Annotated in this window: 15 protein-coding genes; 8 read left to right on the top strand and 7 right to left on the bottom strand. The window is 60.6% G+C overall.

The genetic code is table 11. The features are described 5' to 3' along the window. The 3 genes from HQL56_02515 to HQL56_02525 all read left to right on the top strand — a co-directional run. The coding region (locus tag HQL56_02515; protein ID MBF0308390.1) for a hypothetical protein at positions 1–706 on the top strand (706 nt) is incomplete at its 5' end. Positions 707–773: 67 nt separating this feature from the next. Beyond that, positions 774–2,948 (top strand): type I secretion system permease/ATPase, encoded by a 2,175-nt coding sequence (locus HQL56_02520; protein ID MBF0308391.1) that lies wholly within the window; start codon positions 774–776, stop codon positions 2,946–2,948. Positions 2,949–2,951: 3 nt separating this feature from the next. Then, positions 2,952–4,373, top strand: a complete 1,422-nt coding sequence (locus tag HQL56_02525) for an HlyD family type I secretion periplasmic adaptor subunit (protein MBF0308392.1) — start codon at positions 2,952–2,954, stop codon at positions 4,371–4,373. Here the strand turns inward: HQL56_02525 and cysC are convergent. From cysC to HQL56_02560, 7 genes are all read right to left on the bottom strand, one after another. Next, positions 4,370–4,990: an adenylyl-sulfate kinase gene (gene cysC / locus HQL56_02530; protein MBF0308393.1), complete on the bottom strand. Its 621-nt coding sequence runs from the start codon at positions 4,988–4,990 to the stop codon at positions 4,370–4,372. The two genes, HQL56_02525 and cysC, sit on opposite strands and share 4 nt — an antisense overlap. A gap of 59 nt (positions 4,991–5,049) precedes the next feature. Further along, positions 5,050–5,268: a YdcH family protein gene (locus tag HQL56_02535; protein ID MBF0308394.1), complete on the bottom strand. Its 219-nt coding sequence runs from the start codon at positions 5,266–5,268 to the stop codon at positions 5,050–5,052. Positions 5,269–5,285: 17 nt separating this feature from the next. After that, positions 5,286–5,819, bottom strand: coding sequence for a ribonuclease HI (rnhA, locus tag HQL56_02540; protein ID MBF0308395.1), 534 nt, complete (start codon positions 5,817–5,819; stop codon positions 5,286–5,288). A gap of 54 nt (positions 5,820–5,873) precedes the next feature. Further along, a complete protein-coding gene (locus HQL56_02545) occupies positions 5,874–7,475 on the bottom strand; it encodes an ABC transporter ATP-binding protein (GenBank protein ID MBF0308396.1) in 1,602 nt (533 codons plus the stop codon). Beyond that, entirely contained in the window at positions 7,472–8,506 is a 1,035-nt protein-coding gene (locus tag HQL56_02550; GenBank protein MBF0308397.1) for an ABC transporter permease, read from the bottom strand. The genes HQL56_02545 and HQL56_02550 overlap by 4 nt, the downstream gene beginning before the upstream one ends. A 388-nt stretch (positions 8,507–8,894) precedes the next feature. Further along, complete coding sequence (locus tag HQL56_02555) at positions 8,895–10,697, bottom strand: ABC transporter ATP-binding protein (GenBank protein MBF0308398.1); 1,803 nt, start codon at positions 10,695–10,697, stop codon at positions 8,895–8,897. Further along, on the bottom strand, positions 10,694–12,616 hold the full coding sequence (locus HQL56_02560) for an ABC transporter ATP-binding protein (GenBank protein ID MBF0308399.1): 1,923 nt from the start codon (positions 12,614–12,616) through the stop codon (positions 10,694–10,696). The genes HQL56_02555 and HQL56_02560 overlap by 4 nt, the downstream gene beginning before the upstream one ends. 112 nt (positions 12,617–12,728) lie before the next feature. On the opposite strand from HQL56_02560, the gene HQL56_02565 reads away from it, so the two are divergent. The 5 genes from HQL56_02565 to HQL56_02585 form a co-directional block, all read left to right on the top strand. Next, entirely contained in the window at positions 12,729–13,799 is a 1,071-nt protein-coding gene (locus HQL56_02565) for a lytic murein transglycosylase (GenBank protein MBF0308400.1), read from the top strand. A gap of 62 nt (positions 13,800–13,861) precedes the next feature. Then, a complete protein-coding gene (locus tag HQL56_02570; GenBank protein ID MBF0308401.1) occupies positions 13,862–14,677 on the top strand; it encodes a septal ring lytic transglycosylase RlpA family protein in 816 nt (271 codons plus the stop codon). 85 nt (positions 14,678–14,762) lie between these two features. Next, a complete protein-coding gene (locus HQL56_02575) occupies positions 14,763–15,923 on the top strand; it encodes a D-alanyl-D-alanine carboxypeptidase (protein ID MBF0308402.1) in 1,161 nt (386 codons plus the stop codon). Positions 15,924–15,935: 12 nt separating this feature from the next. Next, on the top strand, positions 15,936–16,397 hold the full coding sequence (locus HQL56_02580) for a peroxiredoxin (protein ID MBF0308403.1): 462 nt from the start codon (positions 15,936–15,938) through the stop codon (positions 16,395–16,397). A 34-nt stretch (positions 16,398–16,431) separates the two neighbouring features. Continuing rightward, on the top strand, positions 16,432–17,386 hold a 955-nt coding region (locus HQL56_02585), incomplete at its 3' end, for a hypothetical protein (GenBank protein MBF0308404.1).

The raw sequence follows: 17,386 nt of genomic DNA on the forward strand, positions 1-17,386 counted from the left end.
GATCCAGCAGTTTCGCTTTTCGGATGGTACGACCTGGGATCTTGCGGCCATTCAGTCAGTGCTGTTTGCAGGCAGCGCCATTGGGGATATGGTGTTTGGAACGACAGCGGCTGACATCATTACCGGTCAGGCCGGAGGAGATAGTCTTTATGGGCGCTCCGGCAACGACACCCTCCTTGGAGGGGTGGGAGACGACTCCCTTAACGGGGAAGAGGGTGATGATGTTTTGTTGGGAGATGTTGGCAACGATACCCTTTCCGGCGACAACGGCAACGATTCCTTGAATGGCGGGGAGGGCAACGATTCCCTTTACGGAGGAGCCGGAAACGATACTTACCTGATGGGTAACGGGTCCGGTGCCGATAGCCTGTACGATTACGACTGGATGTCCGGTAACGTGGATCGGATGTCCGTCGGGGAGGGCGTTACCGCAGATCAGTTGTGGTTTCGCCGGGTTGGCGCCGTCGGCCTGGAAGTCAGCATCATCGGTGGCACGGACAAAATCACCCTCAGCAACTGGTATTCCGGCAGCGCCTACCATATCGAACAGTTCAAAACCGCCGATGGCAAGACCCTGCTGGATAGCCAGGTCGATGCGTTGGTGTCGGCCATGGCGACTTTCGCTCCTCCAGCAGCGGGTCAGACCACCCTGCCGCCGGATTACCAGTCGGCTCTGAATCCGGTCATCGCGACCAACTGGCAATAGATTCCTAATACCCCGCCTTCGCATGCCGAGGGCGGGGAGGCTGAGGTGCGAACGGTTTATGATACGGATGTCCGGCGAAGCGGAACAAAAGGCAGGTTCGACTCCCCCGCAGGAATCAGTGGAATCCCGGATCGATTCGGGGTTGGCCTGTCTGGTGATGTTGGCGCGGTTTCATGGTGTGGCAGCCGATGCCGAGCAGTTGGCCCATCACTTGGCGATGAAAGGTAGGTTTTTTGCCACTCCCGATATCCTGTTGGCAGCAAAACATATAGGTTTGAAGGCCAAGGCGGTGAAAGTGGCTGTTGAACGGCTGGGCCGGACTCCTCTGCCTGCCGTGGCGGTGTCCAGTTCTTCCGTCGAGGGTTCCGGTTATTTCATCCTGGCCAAGGTTGAAGGGGAACGGGTTCTGATCCATTCCCCCCTCATCGGACGGGTGGAATCCCTGTCTCTCGCGGAATTCCAGTCCCGGTGGGCGGGGGAGCTGATTCTGTTCACCTCCCGAGCCTCCATGGCGGGTGAGTTGGCCAAATTTGACTTTACCTGGTTCATTCCCGCCATTGTGAAATATCGCAGATTGCTGGCAGAGGTGTTTCTGGTCAGTTTTGTATTGCAGTTTTTTGCGCTGATTACCCCTTTGTTTTTCCAGGTCGTCATGGATAAGGTCCTGGTCCATCGCGGATTCACCACATTGGATGTGATCGCCGTCGGGTTGATTGTGGTCATTCTCTTTTACGTATCCCTTCAGTCGCTACGCAGTTATATATTCTCCCACACCACCAGTCGCATCGATGTGGAACTTGGCGCCCGACTCTTCCGCCACTTGCTCCACCTCCCCATCTCCTATTTCCAGGCCCGCCGCGTGGGTGATTCGGTCGCCAGGGTGCGTGAGTTGGAAAATATTCGCTCCTTTCTGACCGGAAACGCCATTACCTTGATTCTTGATTTATTATTTTCGGTCGTGTTTATCGGAGTCATGACACTTTACAGCGGAAAATTAACTATTATAGTTGTTATGTCCTTGCCCTGTTATATCATCTTGTCCGTTCTCTTTACACCCGCCTTGCGAGCCCGTCTCCAGGAAAAGTTCAATCGTGGCGCCGAAAATCAGGCCTTCCTGGTAGAAACCATCAGCGGTATCGATACCCTCAAGTCCATGGCTGTGGAACCACACTGGATGCGTACCTGGGACAACCAGTTGGCCGCTTACGTTTCGTCGAGTTTTCGCACCACCCTGCTGGGAACCTTGGCCAATAACGGCGTGACGCTGATTTCCAAGCTGGTGACCGTGGCCACCATGTATCTGGGGGCTCTCCTGGTTATCGAAAACCAGTTGACCGTCGGACAGTTGATCGCCTTCAACATGTTGGCTGGACAGGTGGCCCAACCCGTCATGCGACTGGCGCAGCTCTGGACCGACTTCCAGCAAACGGGGATTTCGGTGCAGCGGTTGGGCGATATTCTCAACACCCGGACCGAAGTTGCCGGCAACAAGGGAGCCTTGCCCCCTCTGGAAGGCCGGATCACTCTGGAAAACGTGGTTTTCCGCTATCGAGCCGATGGGCCGGAAGCCCTCAAGGGGGTTTCTCTGGAGATCGCTCCGGGGGAGGTCGTCGGTCTTGTCGGTCGTTCCGGATCGGGAAAAAGCACCCTGACCCGACTGATTCAACGACTCTATGTTCCCGAACGCGGTCGCGTTCTGCTGGATGGCATGGATCTGTCCTTGGCGGATACCACGTCGTTGCGTCGTCAAATCGGGGTGGTTTTGCAGGAAAATGTCCTGTTCAATCGGAGTATTCGGGACAACATCTCCCTGACGGAACCGGGGGCGCCGTTGGAGAGCGTGATTCAAGCCGCCCGGCTGGCAGGAGCCCATGAATTCATTGTGGAGTTGCCGGAAGGTTATGACACCATGGTGGGCGAACACGGTTCGACATTATCCGGTGGGCAGCGGCAACGCATTGCCATTGCCCGAGCCCTGATGACCCGACCTCGAATCCTCATTTTCGACGAAGCCACCAGTGCCTTGGACTACGAGAGCGAACGAATCATCCGGAACAACATGAAAGCCATCTGCCGGGGACGCACCGTGATCATCATCGCACATCGCCTCTCCGCAGTGCGGGATGCGGATCGCATCGTGGTGCTGGATCGGGGAGAGATAGCGGAACATGGCAACCACTCCGAGTTGATGCAACGCGAAGCCGGCCATTATGCGCGTCTCCACATGTTGCAACAGGGTTGAAGCATGATATTGCGCTTGCAAGCCTTCGGAGAGCTCTTCTCCCGGTATGCCATGGCTTTTCGGCATGCTTGGCAGCATCGGGCGGCGATGGAACCTGCCCCACGCCTGCCCCACGAAGCCCAGTTTCTGCCTGCAGCTCTCTCTTTGCAGGAAACCCCCGTATCTCCCGTACCCAGATTGTCCATGTGGATGCTGATCGCCTTTGCGAGCCTGGCATTCCTGTGGTCGATGATCGGACAAGTCGACGTGGTGGCCACCGCTCAGGGCAAGGTGGTGCCGAACGGGCGAACCAAGACCATCCAGCCCTTTGAAACCTCTTCCGTCAAGGCGATACATGTGGCGGACGGCCAAGAGGTGAAAGCGGGGCAGGTACTGATCGACCTCGATGCCACTACGGCGCAAGCGGACAAGGAACGCTTGAGCAACGAGTTGATGGGAGTGCGTCTGCAGGTGGCCCGCAGTCAGGCTCTTCTGGCGGCGTTGGAGAAGTCTCAACCCGCCGTTTTGTTACGTCCGGAGGGTGTGGAGGAGCCCCAATTCCAGGAGGCCCAACGGGTGTTGGCCGGGCAGATGGGCGAATATACCGCCAAACAAAACCGTATCGGAGCGGAAATTGCCAAAAGGGAGGCCGAACGTCGTTCCGTCCAGGAACAGGTGGGCAAGCTGGAGCGAACCCTGCCCATAGCTCGTCAGCGGGCGGAGGACTTCAAGAAGCTGCTCGACCAGGATGTGGTGTCCAAACATGCCTACCTGGAACGGGAGCAGGTGCATATCGAGCAGGAAGCGGAACTCTCCAGCCAACGCAGTCGGATCAGGGAGATCGAAGCCGCCTTGCGTGAGGCGCGGGGGCAGCGGGAGGAGATTCTGGCGGAAACCCGCCGTATCCATTTGGAAAACGTTATGGAAGGGCAGCAAAAGAGGATTTCCTTGGAGAAGGAACTGCTCAAGGCCGCTCAAAGGGACAGATTGATGCAACTGACGGCGCCCGTCGAGGGGACGGTGCAGCAATTGGCGGTGCATACCGTCGGCGGTATCGTAACCCCGGCCCAACCGGTGATGGTGATCGTTCCTCGCAGCGACGCGGTGGAAGTCGAAGCCTTCATCGAGAACAAGGACATCGGTTTCATCCAGGTCGGACAGGAGGCCGAGGTAAAGATCGAAACCTTTCAATACACCAAATACGGTACGATCCACGCTCTGGTCGACTCGGTATCCCATGATGCCATCAATGATGAAAAACGCGGGCTGATCTACTCTTCCCGAATCAAACTGAGCAGAACCAACCTTGAGGTGAACGGCAGATTGGTCGACCTGACTCCCGGCATGGCGGTATCTGTCGAAGTTCGAATCAACAAACGGCGGGTAATCGACTATTTTCTCTCTCCGCTGATTCAGTACGCCAAAGAGAGTTTGAGAGAGCCTTAAGAAGACGAGTGATTCAACCGCGTCCGTTCCAGAATCAGTTCGACGCAGGTCTCCAGACAGGTCGGGATCTCCTCGCGGTCGGTGCGCAGCACCAGCTCGGCCTGTTCCGGGGCTTCGTAAGGGGAGGAGATGCCGGTGAAGTCGCGGATGATGCCTTCGCGGGCCTTGCGGTAGAGGCCTTTCACGTCCCGTTCCTCGCAGACCTCCAGGGAACAGTGGCAGTAGACCTCGATGAAATCCCCCGGCGGAATCAGGTTGCGGGCCCGTTGCCGGTCGGCGCGGAAGGGGGAAATGAACGCCGCCAGAACAATCTGACCCGCCTCCACCAGCAGACGCGCCACTTCGGCGATGCGGCGGATATTCTCCTGCCGGTCGGCGTTGGAAAAGCCCAGATCGGCGCACAATCCGTGACGCACATTATCGCCGTCCAGCACGAAGGTGCGCACCCCCTGTTGGTGTAGCAGCCGCGCCGTGCCGTGGGCCATGGTCGATTTGCCCGAACCGGAAAGGCCGGTGTACCACACCAGCAATCCCCGATGCCCGTTGAGTCTCTCCCGGTCTTCCCGTGAAACCAGCTCGGGATGCCAGACGGTGTTGCTGCTGCGAGATGTGGTCATGTCGTTCATCCGGCCTCCCGCCGCCAGGCGGCGGGAGGCGACTGAAAAATCAGGGGGGATTAACGCCGTGTGTAGTTGGCCAGAATGGCGGCCATCTGATCTTTCAGAACCAGCTTTTCCTTCTTCATGCGCTCCAGATTGGTATCGTAGGTGGCTGCGGGGCTCTCGTTGAGTTCGGCAACCTTGTCCTTGAGCGCGGCGTGTCTTTCGTGCAGATCCCGAAAATGGGCGTTGGTGTCAAGCAGTTCCTGCACGGCAGCCAGTTGATCTTCGAACATGAGTAACCTCCTTCGGGTCAGGTCGAAACGGATGGTTGAAACGGATTCGGCTTTGGCGCAGGCGATGCGGCCATACCGAGTTGATCAGGTGGAATGTGACCCGCCAGTCCCAGGCGAATGGCCTCCCTGGCCAGCGTGTCCGCAGCTTCGTTGCCCGGATGCCCGTTATGTCCGCGAACCCATTGCCAGTTCAGGCGGCGACCCCGGCACAGGGCGTCCAAGGCTTGCCACAAATCGCTGTTGAGTACGGCCCCTCCGTCGCTTTTGCGCCAGCCGCGCACCTTCCAGGAGTGAATCCATTGGGTGATGCCGTTTTTGACGTAAGAGGAATCGGTAATCAGACTGACCTCACGCTCCCGTGATGTCGCCTCCAGGGCGCGTATGGCGGCCAGTAATTCCATGCGGTTGTTGGTGGTTTGGGGTGAAAAACCGCTGAGGGAACGAGGTGGCGACGAGGGGTGTTCGATGAGGGCACCCCAGCCACCCGGACCGGGATTGCCGCTGCAGGCACCGTCGGTGAAAATCTGCACGGGGGCCGGAACCGGATCCAGGCCGGTCAGTTCTTCTTGCGAAAAGAGGGAGCGCATATCAACCATGTCCTGATTCTACATCATTTGCAGCGCGGCCTGCAATAATTCGCGGGTGTAGGGGTGTTGCGGACGGTCGAAGAGATTTTCCGTCGGCCCCTGCTCGACAATCCTGCCGTGACGCATGACAAGCACTTCGTGGGCCAGGGAGCGCACCACCCGCAAATCGTGGGAGATGAACAGGTAGGCCAGGCCGTGTTTCTCCTGCAAACGACGCAGCAGGGTGAGAATCTGCGCCTGAACCGAGAGATCGAGGGCGCTGGTGGGTTCGTCCAGAATCAGGACATCCGGGGCCAGGATCATGGCCCGGGCGATGGCGATGCGTTGCCGCTGCCCGCCGGAAAATTGATGGGGGAAGCGTTCCAGCGACTCCTCGCCGAGTCCGACCTCGCCGAGGATGGTGCGGATACGCTGCAGACGACCCTCTGCGGTGGGTTCAAGCTGATGGATGAGCAGTCCCTCTTCCAGGATCTCCCGCACGCTCATGCGCGGGGAGAGGGAGGAGAAGGGATCCTGGAAGACCACCTGCAGACGGCGTCGCAGGACACGAAGCTCCTGGCGGCCCATCTTCTCAAGGGATTGTCCGTCGAAACGCAGGGATCCGCCGCCGATATTGAGGCGCAGCAGAACTTCTCCGAGGGTGCTCTTGCCGCTGCCCGATTCGCCCACGATGCCCAGGGTGCAGCCCCGCTTCAAGGTCAGATCGATGCCGTCCACCGCTTTGACATACCCGGAAATGCGACGCAGAAACCCTTTTCGTATCGGGAAATGGCAGGTGACGCCCCGGGCTTCGTAGATGGGGGTGGCGGTTTCGGGACAGGAGGGGGCGCGTGTCGAGGGCAGACTGCCCAGAAGTTCGATGGTGTAGGGGTGTTGGGGCCGGCTGAACAGGCTCTTCACATCGGCGGTCTCCACGATGCGCCCGGTTCGCATCACCGCGACCCGATCCGCCATGCGATGCACCATGGGCAGATCGTGGCTGATGAGCAGCAGGGCCATGCCGAACTGGGTCTGCAGCGCCTTGAGCAGGGTCAGAATCTGGGCCTGGATGGTGACATCGAGGGCGGTGGTGGGTTCGTCGGCGATGAGCATGGCCGGTTTGCAAGCCAGGGCCATGGCGATCATCACCCGCTGGCGCTGCCCGCCGGAAAGCTGATGGGGATAACTGGCCAGACAGCGTTGCGGCTCGGTGAGACCGCACTGTTCCAGAAGCTCCAGGGAACGCGAGACGATTTGGGCCGGGCTGCCGCCGCCATGGATGATCAGACTTTCGGAAAGCTGGGTGGCCACGGTCTGCAGAGGGTTCAGGGCGGTCATCGGCTCCTGGAAGATCATGCCGATTTCGTTGCCGCGCCATTGGCGCATCACCGATTCGGGCTGGTCCAGCAGGGAGTTGCCTTTCCAGGAGAGGCTGGAGGCCCGGATATGGGCCGAGGCGGGCAAAAGACGCAACAGGGCCAGGGCCGATACGCTCTTGCCGCTGCCCGACTCGCCGACCAGCGCCAGGGTCTCTCCGGGGGCCACGCTGAAGGAGATGTCCGAAACCGCCGTCACCGATTGGTGGGCCGTCTGAAAGGTGACGCTGAGATGGTCAACCTGCAACAGCGGAGTGTTGCTCATGGCTGACCTTCCCGACGCGGATCCATGGCGTCACGCAGGGCTTCCCCGATGAAATTCAACAGCAGCAGCATGATCACCAGAACGCAGAAGGGGGAGAAGGAGAGCCACCAGGCCTCGATATTGGCCTTGCCCTGGGCCAGCAGCTCTCCGAGGCTGGGGGTGGAGGGGGGCACGCCGAGCCCCAGGAAATCGAGGCTGGTCAGGGCCAGAACCGCGCCGGAGATGCGAAAGGGCAGGAAGGTGATTACCGGGGTCATGGCGTTGGGCAACAGGTGACGCCACATGATGGCCCCGTCGGAAACCCCCATGGCGCGGGCGGCCTTGACGTAGTCCAGGTGGCGGGCGCGCAGAAACTCGGCGCGCACGTAGTCCGAGAGCCCCATCCAGCCGAAGAGCGACAGGAGAATGATCAACAGCAGCAGGCTGGGCTGAAAGATGCCGGCGAAGATGATGAGCAGATAGAGTTCCGGCATGCTGCTCCAGATTTCGATGAAGCGCTGGAAAAAGAGATCGACGCGACCGCCGAAGTAGCCCTGCAAGGCTCCCGCGATCACTCCCAGCACCACGCCGATGGCGGTCAGCCCCAGGGCGAAGAGGATCGACAGGCGAAAACCGTAGAGCAGCCGGGCCAGCACGTCCCGGCCCCGGTCGTCGGTACCCAGACGGTGTCGCGCATCGGGGGGGGCGGGAGCGGGGTGCCGCAGTTCGGTGTCGATGGTGTCGTAGCTGAAGGGGATGGGCGGAAAAAGCATCCAGTTGCCGGATTGGTTCAAGCGTTCCTGAATGAAGGGATCCCGATAATCGGTTTCGGTGACGAAATCGCCGCCGAACAGGGTCTCCGGATAGCGTTTGACCAGGGGAAAATAGAGGCTGCCCTGATAGGAGACCACCAGGGGTTTGTCATTGGCCAGGGTTTCCGCCGCCAGGGAGACGAGCAGCAACAGGCCCAGGATCCATAAAGAGCCATAACCGCGACGGTGACTGCGGAAGATCTGCCAGCGTTTGCGGGCCGGGGGGGAGAGACGCCACATGGTTGTTCTTCACACTGGTCGAAGGAGAGCCCGAAGCCATTGTCCGACAGGAAACCGGTCCTGCCAAGGGAGAGCATATAATTCGTTGGCGTGAGAGTTGCAAACTCGCGGTTGACAACACCCCAAAATGGAACCGGGGTGGGCTCCCGGAGCGGAATCCGGGAACATCGGAGTGAACCAGAATGTCATCTGCGCGTGTCAGGCGTCAAGCGGCGTCCCCAGGGATGGGGCGGGAATTGCCGCCGCCAGGGATGGATGCAGATTCCAGGGGCTTTGAAAACAACCGCATGGTCGTCGAACACCCACCGATGCGCAAACTCAGCCTGGATACCGTGTTGACGGAAGCCGAGCTGGAGCGTTTGCTGCGCATCGTGGCGACGGTGTAGTCTCATGCCGGGATGTGGGTTCCATTCTGAAATTGCAGGGTATACAGCCGGCTGAAGAGACCGTTTGCGGCCATCAGTTCCGCAAAGGTGCCCTCTTCGGCCACGCGCCCCCGTGAGAGAACCACGATGCGATCCGCATCGCCGATGGTGCTCAGGCGGTGGGCCACCAGTATGGCGGTGCGGTTTGCCAGCAGGGCGTGCAGCGCTTTGCGAATCAGCTCCTCGCTGATGGTGTCCACACTGCTGGTGGCTTCGTCCAGCACCATGATGGCCGGATCGAAGGCAAAGATGCGCGTCAATCCCAAAAGCTGTCGTTGCCCGGCGGAGAGGTTTCCTCCCCGCTGATGCAGCGTGGTATCCAGACCGTGGGGCAGGTGCCGGATGAAGTCGATGGCGCCGGAACGCTCTACGGCCTCCTCGATTTTTTTCCGGTCGATCCCCTCCGCTCCCAATCCGATATTTTCCGCGATGGATCCGGCGAACAGGAAGGTATCCTGTTGCACCATGCCCACCAGGCGACGCAACCTTGACAGGGGAATGTGCGAAACGTCGACTCCGTCGAGGATCACTCTGCCGGAGCGGGGATCATGCGTGCGATTGAGCAGTTTGATCAGACTGCTTTTGCCCGATCCCGTGGGGCCGACCACGGCCAGCTTTTCTCCCGCGGCGACCCGGAGTCCGATATCGTGCAGCACCAGTTCCGGGCCGTACCCGAAGGAGACGTTGTCGAAAACGACGGCGCCCCTTTTTCCCGTCGGTGTCGATGGTTGGGTTTCAGGGGGAGCCGACTGGATGGCCGGTTGGGTGTCCTGAAGATGGAAGATGCGCTCCAAAGCCGTCATGGCGGCCTGGAGGGTGGTCAGTTTGTTGGAGAGGTCCCGGATGGGGGAGAAGATGCGGCGGATATAGTCGATGAAAGCGACCAGGGTGCCGATGGTGATGGCTTCCGAGCCCTGAACCGAACCGCCGAGTACGAAGAGCAGGGCGATGAGCAGGGAGGCGGCGGCTTCCATGAAGCTGATCTGGAAGGCTTCCCAGAAGTTGCTGGTGGTAGCCGACTGGTAGTAGGCCTCGTTTTCCCGGGAGAACTCCCGATGGTTGTGGGCCTGTCGGGAGAAGAGTCGCACCACCAGATGGCCCTCGATCTCTTCCGAAAGCCGGGAGGCCATGCGGGATTGCTGAATGGCGTTCTGGCGCTGGGCGGTGCGCAGTCGGCGCATGACGAAGTTGGAGGTCAGGACGATGGGCGGAATGGCGGCCAGTGTGGCCAGGGTCAAACCGGGGGCCAGCAGCAGCATGGAGACGGCCATGCCCAGGATCAGCAGCAGGTCGCCGATCAGGTTGACCATTCCGGCGGAGACCATCTGATGCACGGCTTCGGTATCGTTGGTCAGGCGGTTGGTCAGACGCCCGCTGGGGTTGGTGGCGAAGAAGGCGGCATCCAGACTCAGAAGATGGGTGAAAAGTTGGCGGCGCAGATCCCGAATGATACGCTGGCCCAGCAGGGTGTTGAAAAGATACTGCAGGTAGGAAAAGAGCGTCTGACCCACCAGACAGAAGGCGTAGGCGATGACGATGGTGTGAAAGCCTTCCAGTTGCCCGGTGAGAAGGTGCTTGTCGACAGCCTGCCGGAGGAGCAGGGGTTGGGCCAGTTGGCTGAGCATGAGGAGCGGGGGCATGGCGAAAGCAGCCAGCAACCATTTGCGGTAAGGTTTGGCCAGGAGGAGAAACCGCCTTACCAGACGCCAGTCGAAGGTGGCGCCGTATTGGGTCTCTTCGGTGACGTGGGAGATGGGGGAGGTCATTGCAGGGCCTCCAGGGCTTCCCGGCGGCGCATTCCGGCATGGAGATCCTGGTAGAGGGGCGAGGTGGCGAGCAGGGTTTCGTGGGGTCCGCTGGCCACGATGCGGCCTTGATCCAGCAGCAGGATGGACTGGGTGTTGCGCAGGGAGGAGGTGCGGTGGCACACCATGAGAGTGGTGCGTCCCCGGGCGAAGGCGTGGATCTTTTCCAGGATGGCCTCCTCGGTTTGGGCATCGACGTTGGAAAAGGTGTCATCCAGCAGAAGAATTCGGGGTTGCATGGCCAGAGCCCGGGCCAGGGCGGCGCGCTGTCGCTGTCCTCCGGAGAGGGTGATGCCCCGTTCGCCGATGAGGGTTTGCATGCCCTGGGGAAAACCGCGAATCTCCTCGTCGAGCCGGGTCAGGGTGGCGGCCTCCCAGGCGGCGTTTTCGCTCAAGCCGGGTTGGCCGAAGAGAAGGTTGTCCTGCAGGGGAATGGAGAAGAGGAAACTCTCCTGGGGCACCAGGGCCAGATGGCGACGCAGTTCGGCTTCGGGGATCGACTCCAGGGGGCGGTCATCGATGAAGAGGGTTCCGGCGGGGGTGGGGTGCAGTCCGGCCAGGAGATGGAGCAAGGTCGATTTTCCGGAGCCGATGCGGCCGGCCAGTCCGATGAAGGAGCCGGGGGGGATCACCGTCTCGATATCGTGAAGCACGGGTGTGGCCTCGCCTTTACGGGAGAGGTAGGCGAAATCGAGATGCGAAATGCGGATGCCTCCCTGCCAATCGGTCTCTTCGGAGGGCGACCGGGGGGGTGGGCTCGTCTCCACGGCGTTGCGCAACGCTTTTTCGGAGATGACGGAGGGCAGGTCGAGGACCTGTCCGATGCGATCCAGGGCGGCCAGACCCCGTTGAATGACGGAGATGATCCAGCCCAGGCCGACGGTGGGCCAGATCAACAGGGTGAGAAACCCGGTGAAGGCCACGAAGTCGCCGATGGTCAGGTGATTCTGGGCCACACGCTGGCCGCCGACCAGGAGCAGGAGCAGCATGCCCACGCCACCTCCCAGGAGCATGAGGGGACCGAAGAGTCCGTGGAGCAGGGCGTGTTGTTCGTGGGCGCGATACAGCTCTTCCGATTCGGTATCGAACCGTTTTTGCCAGGCCGGTTCCATGGCATGATTGCGAATGACGGAGATGCCGGATACGGTCTCCTGCACCATGGCGGAGAGGGCGCCGAAGCGATCGGCCACCGCACGGGAACCGGAATAGAGGCGTCGGCTCAGGATGCGGGCCACCAGGGAGACCAGGGGAAAGGGCAGAAAGATCACCAGGGTCAGCAGGGGATCCGTGGCGACCATGAAGGGCAGGGTGGTCAGGTAGGTGAGAAAGGTGTTGGAGAGTTGCAAAAAGCCGGGTCCGATGAACATTCTCACGGCGGTGATGTCGGAAATGCCCCGGGATACCAGGTCTCCGGTCTTTTCCTGATCGAAGAACCGTGCATCGAGAGTCAGAAGTTTGGCATGATAATCGTTGCGCAGATCGCGTTCAAGTTGGCGGCCGATGGCATAGATGGCGGTGCGGCTGGTGGCGCGAATCCAGGCGTTGACCAGGGCGGCTGCGGCCAGGGAGAGGGCGAATCCGCCCATGGTGGCGGTGGTGGCTCCCCGGGTCAGGGCTTCGGTGGCCCATTTCATGAGAATCGGAATGAAGGCCGCCGACAGGGTGGTGCCCACCAGGAGCAGGAACCCGGTGAAAAACCGGGGCAGATGGCGCTGATAATAGGGCAACAGATGGCGCAGACGATCCCGGTAACCCTGGAGCCGATGCGGACCAAACGAGGTCGGATGTTCCCCTCGGGAGGAGGCGGTGACCTCTTCCGGAGGGGAAGCGGCCACTCCGCCGGGGCGAAAATGGGGAAATCCGTTTGCATGCTGAGACATCTTCGATATCATCCCATTCGGAACAGGGGCCATTTTGACGCGAAGCGTCGCTGGTCAGCCGATTCTACCCAATGTGGCCGGGTTAACCAGGGGAAAAGGATGGGCATGGCGCATGCGGCGTGACAAGACCGAAAAAATAGCGGATTGTTCCGGGTTGGAATCGGGAGCGGGGTGTGCTGCCGGTCTCCTTGTGCCCCGTCGGGAGCTGTTCACTCTGGCCGGAGCCCTGTTCGTGGCCGGTTTGGTTCCTTTCGGCAGGGCGTGTTTCGCCGAAGGGGTGCTGGACCGTCAGCCCTGGCTTCAACCCCTGGTTTCCCAACACGGTTTTTCCGCCGGGTATCTGGAAAACCTGTTGCGAGGCCGGGAGCCACGGGGCAAAGTCATGGAATTGATGGACCGTCAGGCGGAGGATATGCCTTACCACCGCTACCGGACCCTCTTCGTGACGGCGGCGATGGAAAAGCAGGGGCGGGAACGGATGAAGACGTTCCGCACACTGTTCGAGGAGGTGGAACGGCGGTTTCAGGTGCCGGCGGGTCTTGTACTGGCCATATGGGGGGTGGAGAGCCGGTTTGGCACCCATCACGGAGAGCATCCCGTTTTGGATACGATCTTTACTTTGGCAACCCGCTACTCCCGTCGGGCGACCTTTTTCCAGGAGCAGTTCATCGATCTGCTCCTGTTGTCGCGGGAGGAGAAGCTGGATCCCCTGGCTCTGAAAGGATCCTATGCCGGGGCCATGGGGCAGGTGCAGATGCTGCCGGGCACCATGCGGCGGCATGCCGTTGACTTCGATGGGGACGGGCGCAAGGATGTCTTCGACAGCGTACCGGATGTGCTGGGCTCCATCGCCAACTATTTCCGCAACATGGGTTGGCAGACGGGCAAGCCCGTGGCGCTGCCCGTTACCCTCACGGCGGGACCGCTCACCCCGACCTATACCGTGGACAAGCTCGAAACCTGGGGGGACTGGCGGGAAAAGGGGGTGAGTCTGGCGGACAAGAAGTTGAGTCTGCCCGACGGTGAACCGGTCGGACTGGTTCGGCTGGCGGCGGAGAAGGGAGAACGCTATTATGCGGTATTGGAGAATTTTGCCATCATTACCCGCTGGAATCGCTCCCGGAACTACGCCATGGTGATTTCGGAACTGATCGATTTGTTCGGAAAGAGAAAAAGCCCATGACCACGGATGGTTGGCCTGGAAATCGGGGCGGGAGGGTCCTGTGTTGCGCGGCGTTCTCGTTGATGTTCGCCGGATGCAGTCTGCTTCCCGGACAGCGGGGCGAGGAGCCTTCGCCTCCGGTGGTTCGGGAGCAGCCCCCGGCCGAAGTCGCGGAAACCGCCCGCACGGTGGTGCCGCGAAACATGCCCAGTGCGGATGTGTTCCGCACGGGCGTGCCGTATACCGTGGACGGGATCACCTATTATCCGTTGAATAATGCCGACGGCTATGTGCAAAAAGGGGTGGCCTCCTGGTACGGCACGGCGTTTCACGGCAAGGAAACGGCCATCGGCGAGCCTTTCGACATGAACCGGATCAGCGCGGCCCACACCACCTTGCCACTGCCCTGCACGGTGCGGGTGACCAATCTGGAAAATGGCAAGGAGCTGGTGCTGAGGGTCAACGACCGGGGGCCGTTCGTGAAGAATCGTCTGATCGACCTCTCCATGGGAGCGGCCCGTGAGCTGGGTTATCTGAACAAAGGCACCGCCATGGTGGAAGTGGCCGTGCTGGAGGCCCCGAGAGGCAGTATCACCGCCTGGAACGAGGTTTCGGACAAGAAGGCCGCCAGGAACTGGATCGAGGAGACCGGGCGCAGTACGGGGGTGCGTCCCCGCCTGTTCATCCAGACCGGGGCCTTCCAGGCTTTCGACAATGCCAGGAGAATGCTGGAGCGCCTGCGCCCCCTGGGCCCGGCCCATATTCAGCGCATGCAGTTCAAGGACAGTCTCTTTTTCCGGGTACGTCTGGGCCCCGTCGAGGATGTGGAACAGGCGGATGCCCTGGTGAGCAATCTGGCCAGCCGGGGTTTCGGTGAAGGCCGAGTGGTGGTGGAGTGATCGGGTGGGTGAATTTTATTACGAAATATCGGCGAATGGTACCGGGTGGTCTCGGGGGATCCCCCTTCTGGCAAAAGGAAAGTCGATGAGGCTCGATCGGGTCTGGCGAAGTGTGATAATTGGCTGGATGATGGGCCTGTTCCTGCTGGGGCAGGGGAACGCCCAGGCAGCCGCGGCTCCCAAGGAGGATCTGGCGGTACGGGGCGTTGCGGGAATTCTGGGGGATGTCGATACCGGTTATCTGATGTACGACCTGAACGTCGACCAGCGTATCGCCCCGGCCTCTCTCACCAAGATCATGACCCTCTACCTCATCTACGAGGCGTTGGCCAAGGGGGATCTGAAGCTGGACCAGAACGTGCCCGTCAGCGAAAACGCCTGGCGCATGAGCGGATCCAAGACCTTTGTCAAGGTTGGCGACCAGGTGAAGGTGGAGGATCTGATCCAGGGTATCGCGGTGCAGAGCGGCAACGATGCCTGTGTGGTTCTGGCGGAGCATCTTGGCGGGTCCGAAAAGGGCTTCGCCGACATGATGAACAACAAGGCCCGGCAACTGGGCATGACGGGAAGCCACTTCGTCAATGCCACGGGTCTGCCGGAATCGGATCATCTGGTCACCACCCGGGATCTCTTCATCCTGGCCTCGGCGCTGATTCGCAATTTTCCCCAGTTCGGCCATTTCGTGCGGGAAAAACAGTACACCTTCAACGGGATCACCCAGCACAACCGCAACCGGCTGCTGTGGCGGGATCCCTCCATTACCGGCATGAAGACGGGCTTCACCAACGATGCCGGATACTGCCTGATCGCCAGCAGCGAAAAGGACAATCAGCGTCTGGTGGCGGTGGTCATGGGGGCCAAGAACGCCCGCATCCGGGAAGAGGATGCCCTGCGTCTGATCCGTTACGGCCAGCGGGTTTTCGAGACGGTTCGCATGTACGAGGCGGGTGCCGTGGTGCGCTCCTTCAAAGTGTGGAAGGGCGAAACCGACAAGGTGGACGGTGTGGTCAAGGATCCCTTCGTGGTAACGGTGACCCGCAAGGATCGTCCCAACCTGGAAGTGGGTTTGAGCTATACCGAGCCGATGGTGGCTCCTATTGCGGCGGGTGGGGAGTTGGGGACGCTGGTGGCCAAGGTGGGCGAGAAAGAGGTTCTGCGTCGTCCGATGGTTGCCGGCAAGGAGGTGCCCGAAGGGGGCTTTTTCACCCGCATCATCGACAGTATTCGCCTGCGCTTCGGCTTCTGACGGAGAAGAGTCATGTCCGACCAACGGCTTGTTTTGCCGGAGCTTGAGCTGAAGGATCAGGATGGGGTGGGGTGTACCTTGCGTTCCCTGATCGGGGAAAAGGGGCTGGTGGTCTACTTCTACCCCCGCGACAACACTCCCGGCTGCACGACGGAAGCCGTGGATTTTACCGCCCTTCGAGAGGAATTCGCCGCTCTTGGATACCGCATCGTGGGCATATCCAGGGATTCCGTTCCATCCCACGCCCGGTTTCGGGACAAACACGACCTGAACATCACCCTGCTCAGCGATCCGGACGGTGTGGCCTGCCAGGCTTTCGGGGTCTGGCAGGAGAAGCGCAACTATGGCAAAACCAGCATGGGTATCGTGCGTTCCACCTTCGTGGTGGACTCGAACGGCTTGGTCCGGAAGATCTACTCTCCGGTACAGGTTCGTGACCATGCTCGCACGGTGTTGGCGGATCTCCCGCGATGAATGCGGATTGGCATGAGTCAGCGAAAGGCACGATATGGGTAAAAAGGAGAAAAAGCACGCTTCGGATCGGGGTCATACGCCGGTGGAGGTGACCTTGGACAATGTGCTGAAGGATAGGGGAGGACACGGCAAGTCCCGGCGCACGGAGGAAGAGGATCTCTTCTCCTTGAGCGAGATTCTGGTCTCCCTGGAGGAGGTGATGAGCGGGGCCGAGGTGATGTCGCCGGTTGGCAGACCGCGTGAGGAGAAGAGGGCCGTTCGCGAGGAGAAGAAAACCGAACGGGAGGCAAAAAAGGCAGCAGCCAGTCTGACGGTGGAGGAGAGTTATCTGTCCCACGAAGTGCTGGGCGAGTTGCACTCCGGTGGAGAGATGGATTTCGGGGTGGATGAGAACGCCGACGAGGTGGTGGTGCGGGACAGGGTGGAACCCCTCCCGGTGCAGCCTGCACCGGCGGTTACGGGACCGATGAGTGTTTCGGAAGAGGATGTGACGCTTGACGTGCTGGGCGCCTTGCCCGGTTTGGGAGGAGAGGACGCGGCAACGTCGGGTACGGTTTCTTCCGGGGAGGTAAATCAGCCCGGCCCAAAACGGGAGGCCTCCGGGGAAGAAGACGTTGATCCTCTCCCGGAGGTAGTGGAAACCGACGAGGCGGTAGAAATCGACGAGGCGGTGGCCTTGGCGGCGATCGACGAAGTGGTGGACGTTCCGGAACTGGCGGCGGTTTTGCCGAAGGAAGAGGCGGAGGTGGTGGAGGAGATTCTTCCCGAAGTGGTGGAGGAGATTCTTCCCGAAGTGGTGGAGGAGATTCTTCCCGAAGTGGTGGAGGAAGAACTTCCCGAGTCGGACCCCGTTGCCGAAGCGGCAGTACCCGAGTCGGACCCCGTTGCCGAAGCGGCAGTACCCGAGTCGGACCCCGTTGCCGAAGCGGCAGTACCCGAGTCGGATCCCGTTGCCGAAGCGGCAGTCCCCGAGTCGGATCCCGTTGCCG

The organism is Magnetococcales bacterium (assembly GCA_015231925.1).
Taxonomy (GTDB): domain Bacteria; phylum Pseudomonadota; class Magnetococcia; order Magnetococcales; family JADGAQ01; genus JADGAQ01.

What these genes read in the sequence shown, in the direction of transcription:
- HQL56_02520 (MBF0308391.1), top strand. Translation starts at nt 774, where the DNA reads ATGTCCGGCGAAGCGGAACAAAAGGCAGGTTCGACTCCCCCGCAGGAA.
- HQL56_02525 (MBF0308392.1), top strand. Translation starts at nt 2,952, where the DNA reads ATGATATTGCGCTTGCAAGCCTTCGGAGAGCTCTTCTCCCGGTATGCC.
- cysC (MBF0308393.1), bottom strand. Translation starts at nt 4,990, where the DNA reads ATGACCACATCTCGCAGCAGCAACACCGTCTGGCATCCCGAGCTGGTT.
- HQL56_02535 (MBF0308394.1), bottom strand. Translation starts at nt 5,268, where the DNA reads ATGTTCGAAGATCAACTGGCTGCCGTGCAGGAACTGCTTGACACCAAC.
- HQL56_02545 (MBF0308396.1), bottom strand. Translation starts at nt 7,475, where the DNA reads ATGAGCAACACTCCGCTGTTGCAGGTTGACCATCTCAGCGTCACCTTT.
- HQL56_02550 (MBF0308397.1), bottom strand. Translation starts at nt 8,506, where the DNA reads ATGTGGCGTCTCTCCCCCCCGGCCCGCAAACGCTGGCAGATCTTCCGC.
- HQL56_02555 (MBF0308398.1), bottom strand. Translation starts at nt 10,697, where the DNA reads ATGACCTCCCCCATCTCCCACGTCACCGAAGAGACCCAATACGGCGCC.
- HQL56_02560 (MBF0308399.1), bottom strand. Translation starts at nt 12,616, where the DNA reads ATGTCTCAGCATGCAAACGGATTTCCCCATTTTCGCCCCGGCGGAGTG.
- HQL56_02565 (MBF0308400.1), top strand. Translation starts at nt 12,729, where the DNA reads ATGCGGCGTGACAAGACCGAAAAAATAGCGGATTGTTCCGGGTTGGAA.
- HQL56_02570 (MBF0308401.1), top strand. Translation starts at nt 13,862, where the DNA reads ATGTTCGCCGGATGCAGTCTGCTTCCCGGACAGCGGGGCGAGGAGCCT.
- HQL56_02575 (MBF0308402.1), top strand. Translation starts at nt 14,763, where the DNA reads ATGAGGCTCGATCGGGTCTGGCGAAGTGTGATAATTGGCTGGATGATG.
- HQL56_02580 (MBF0308403.1), top strand. Translation starts at nt 15,936, where the DNA reads ATGTCCGACCAACGGCTTGTTTTGCCGGAGCTTGAGCTGAAGGATCAG.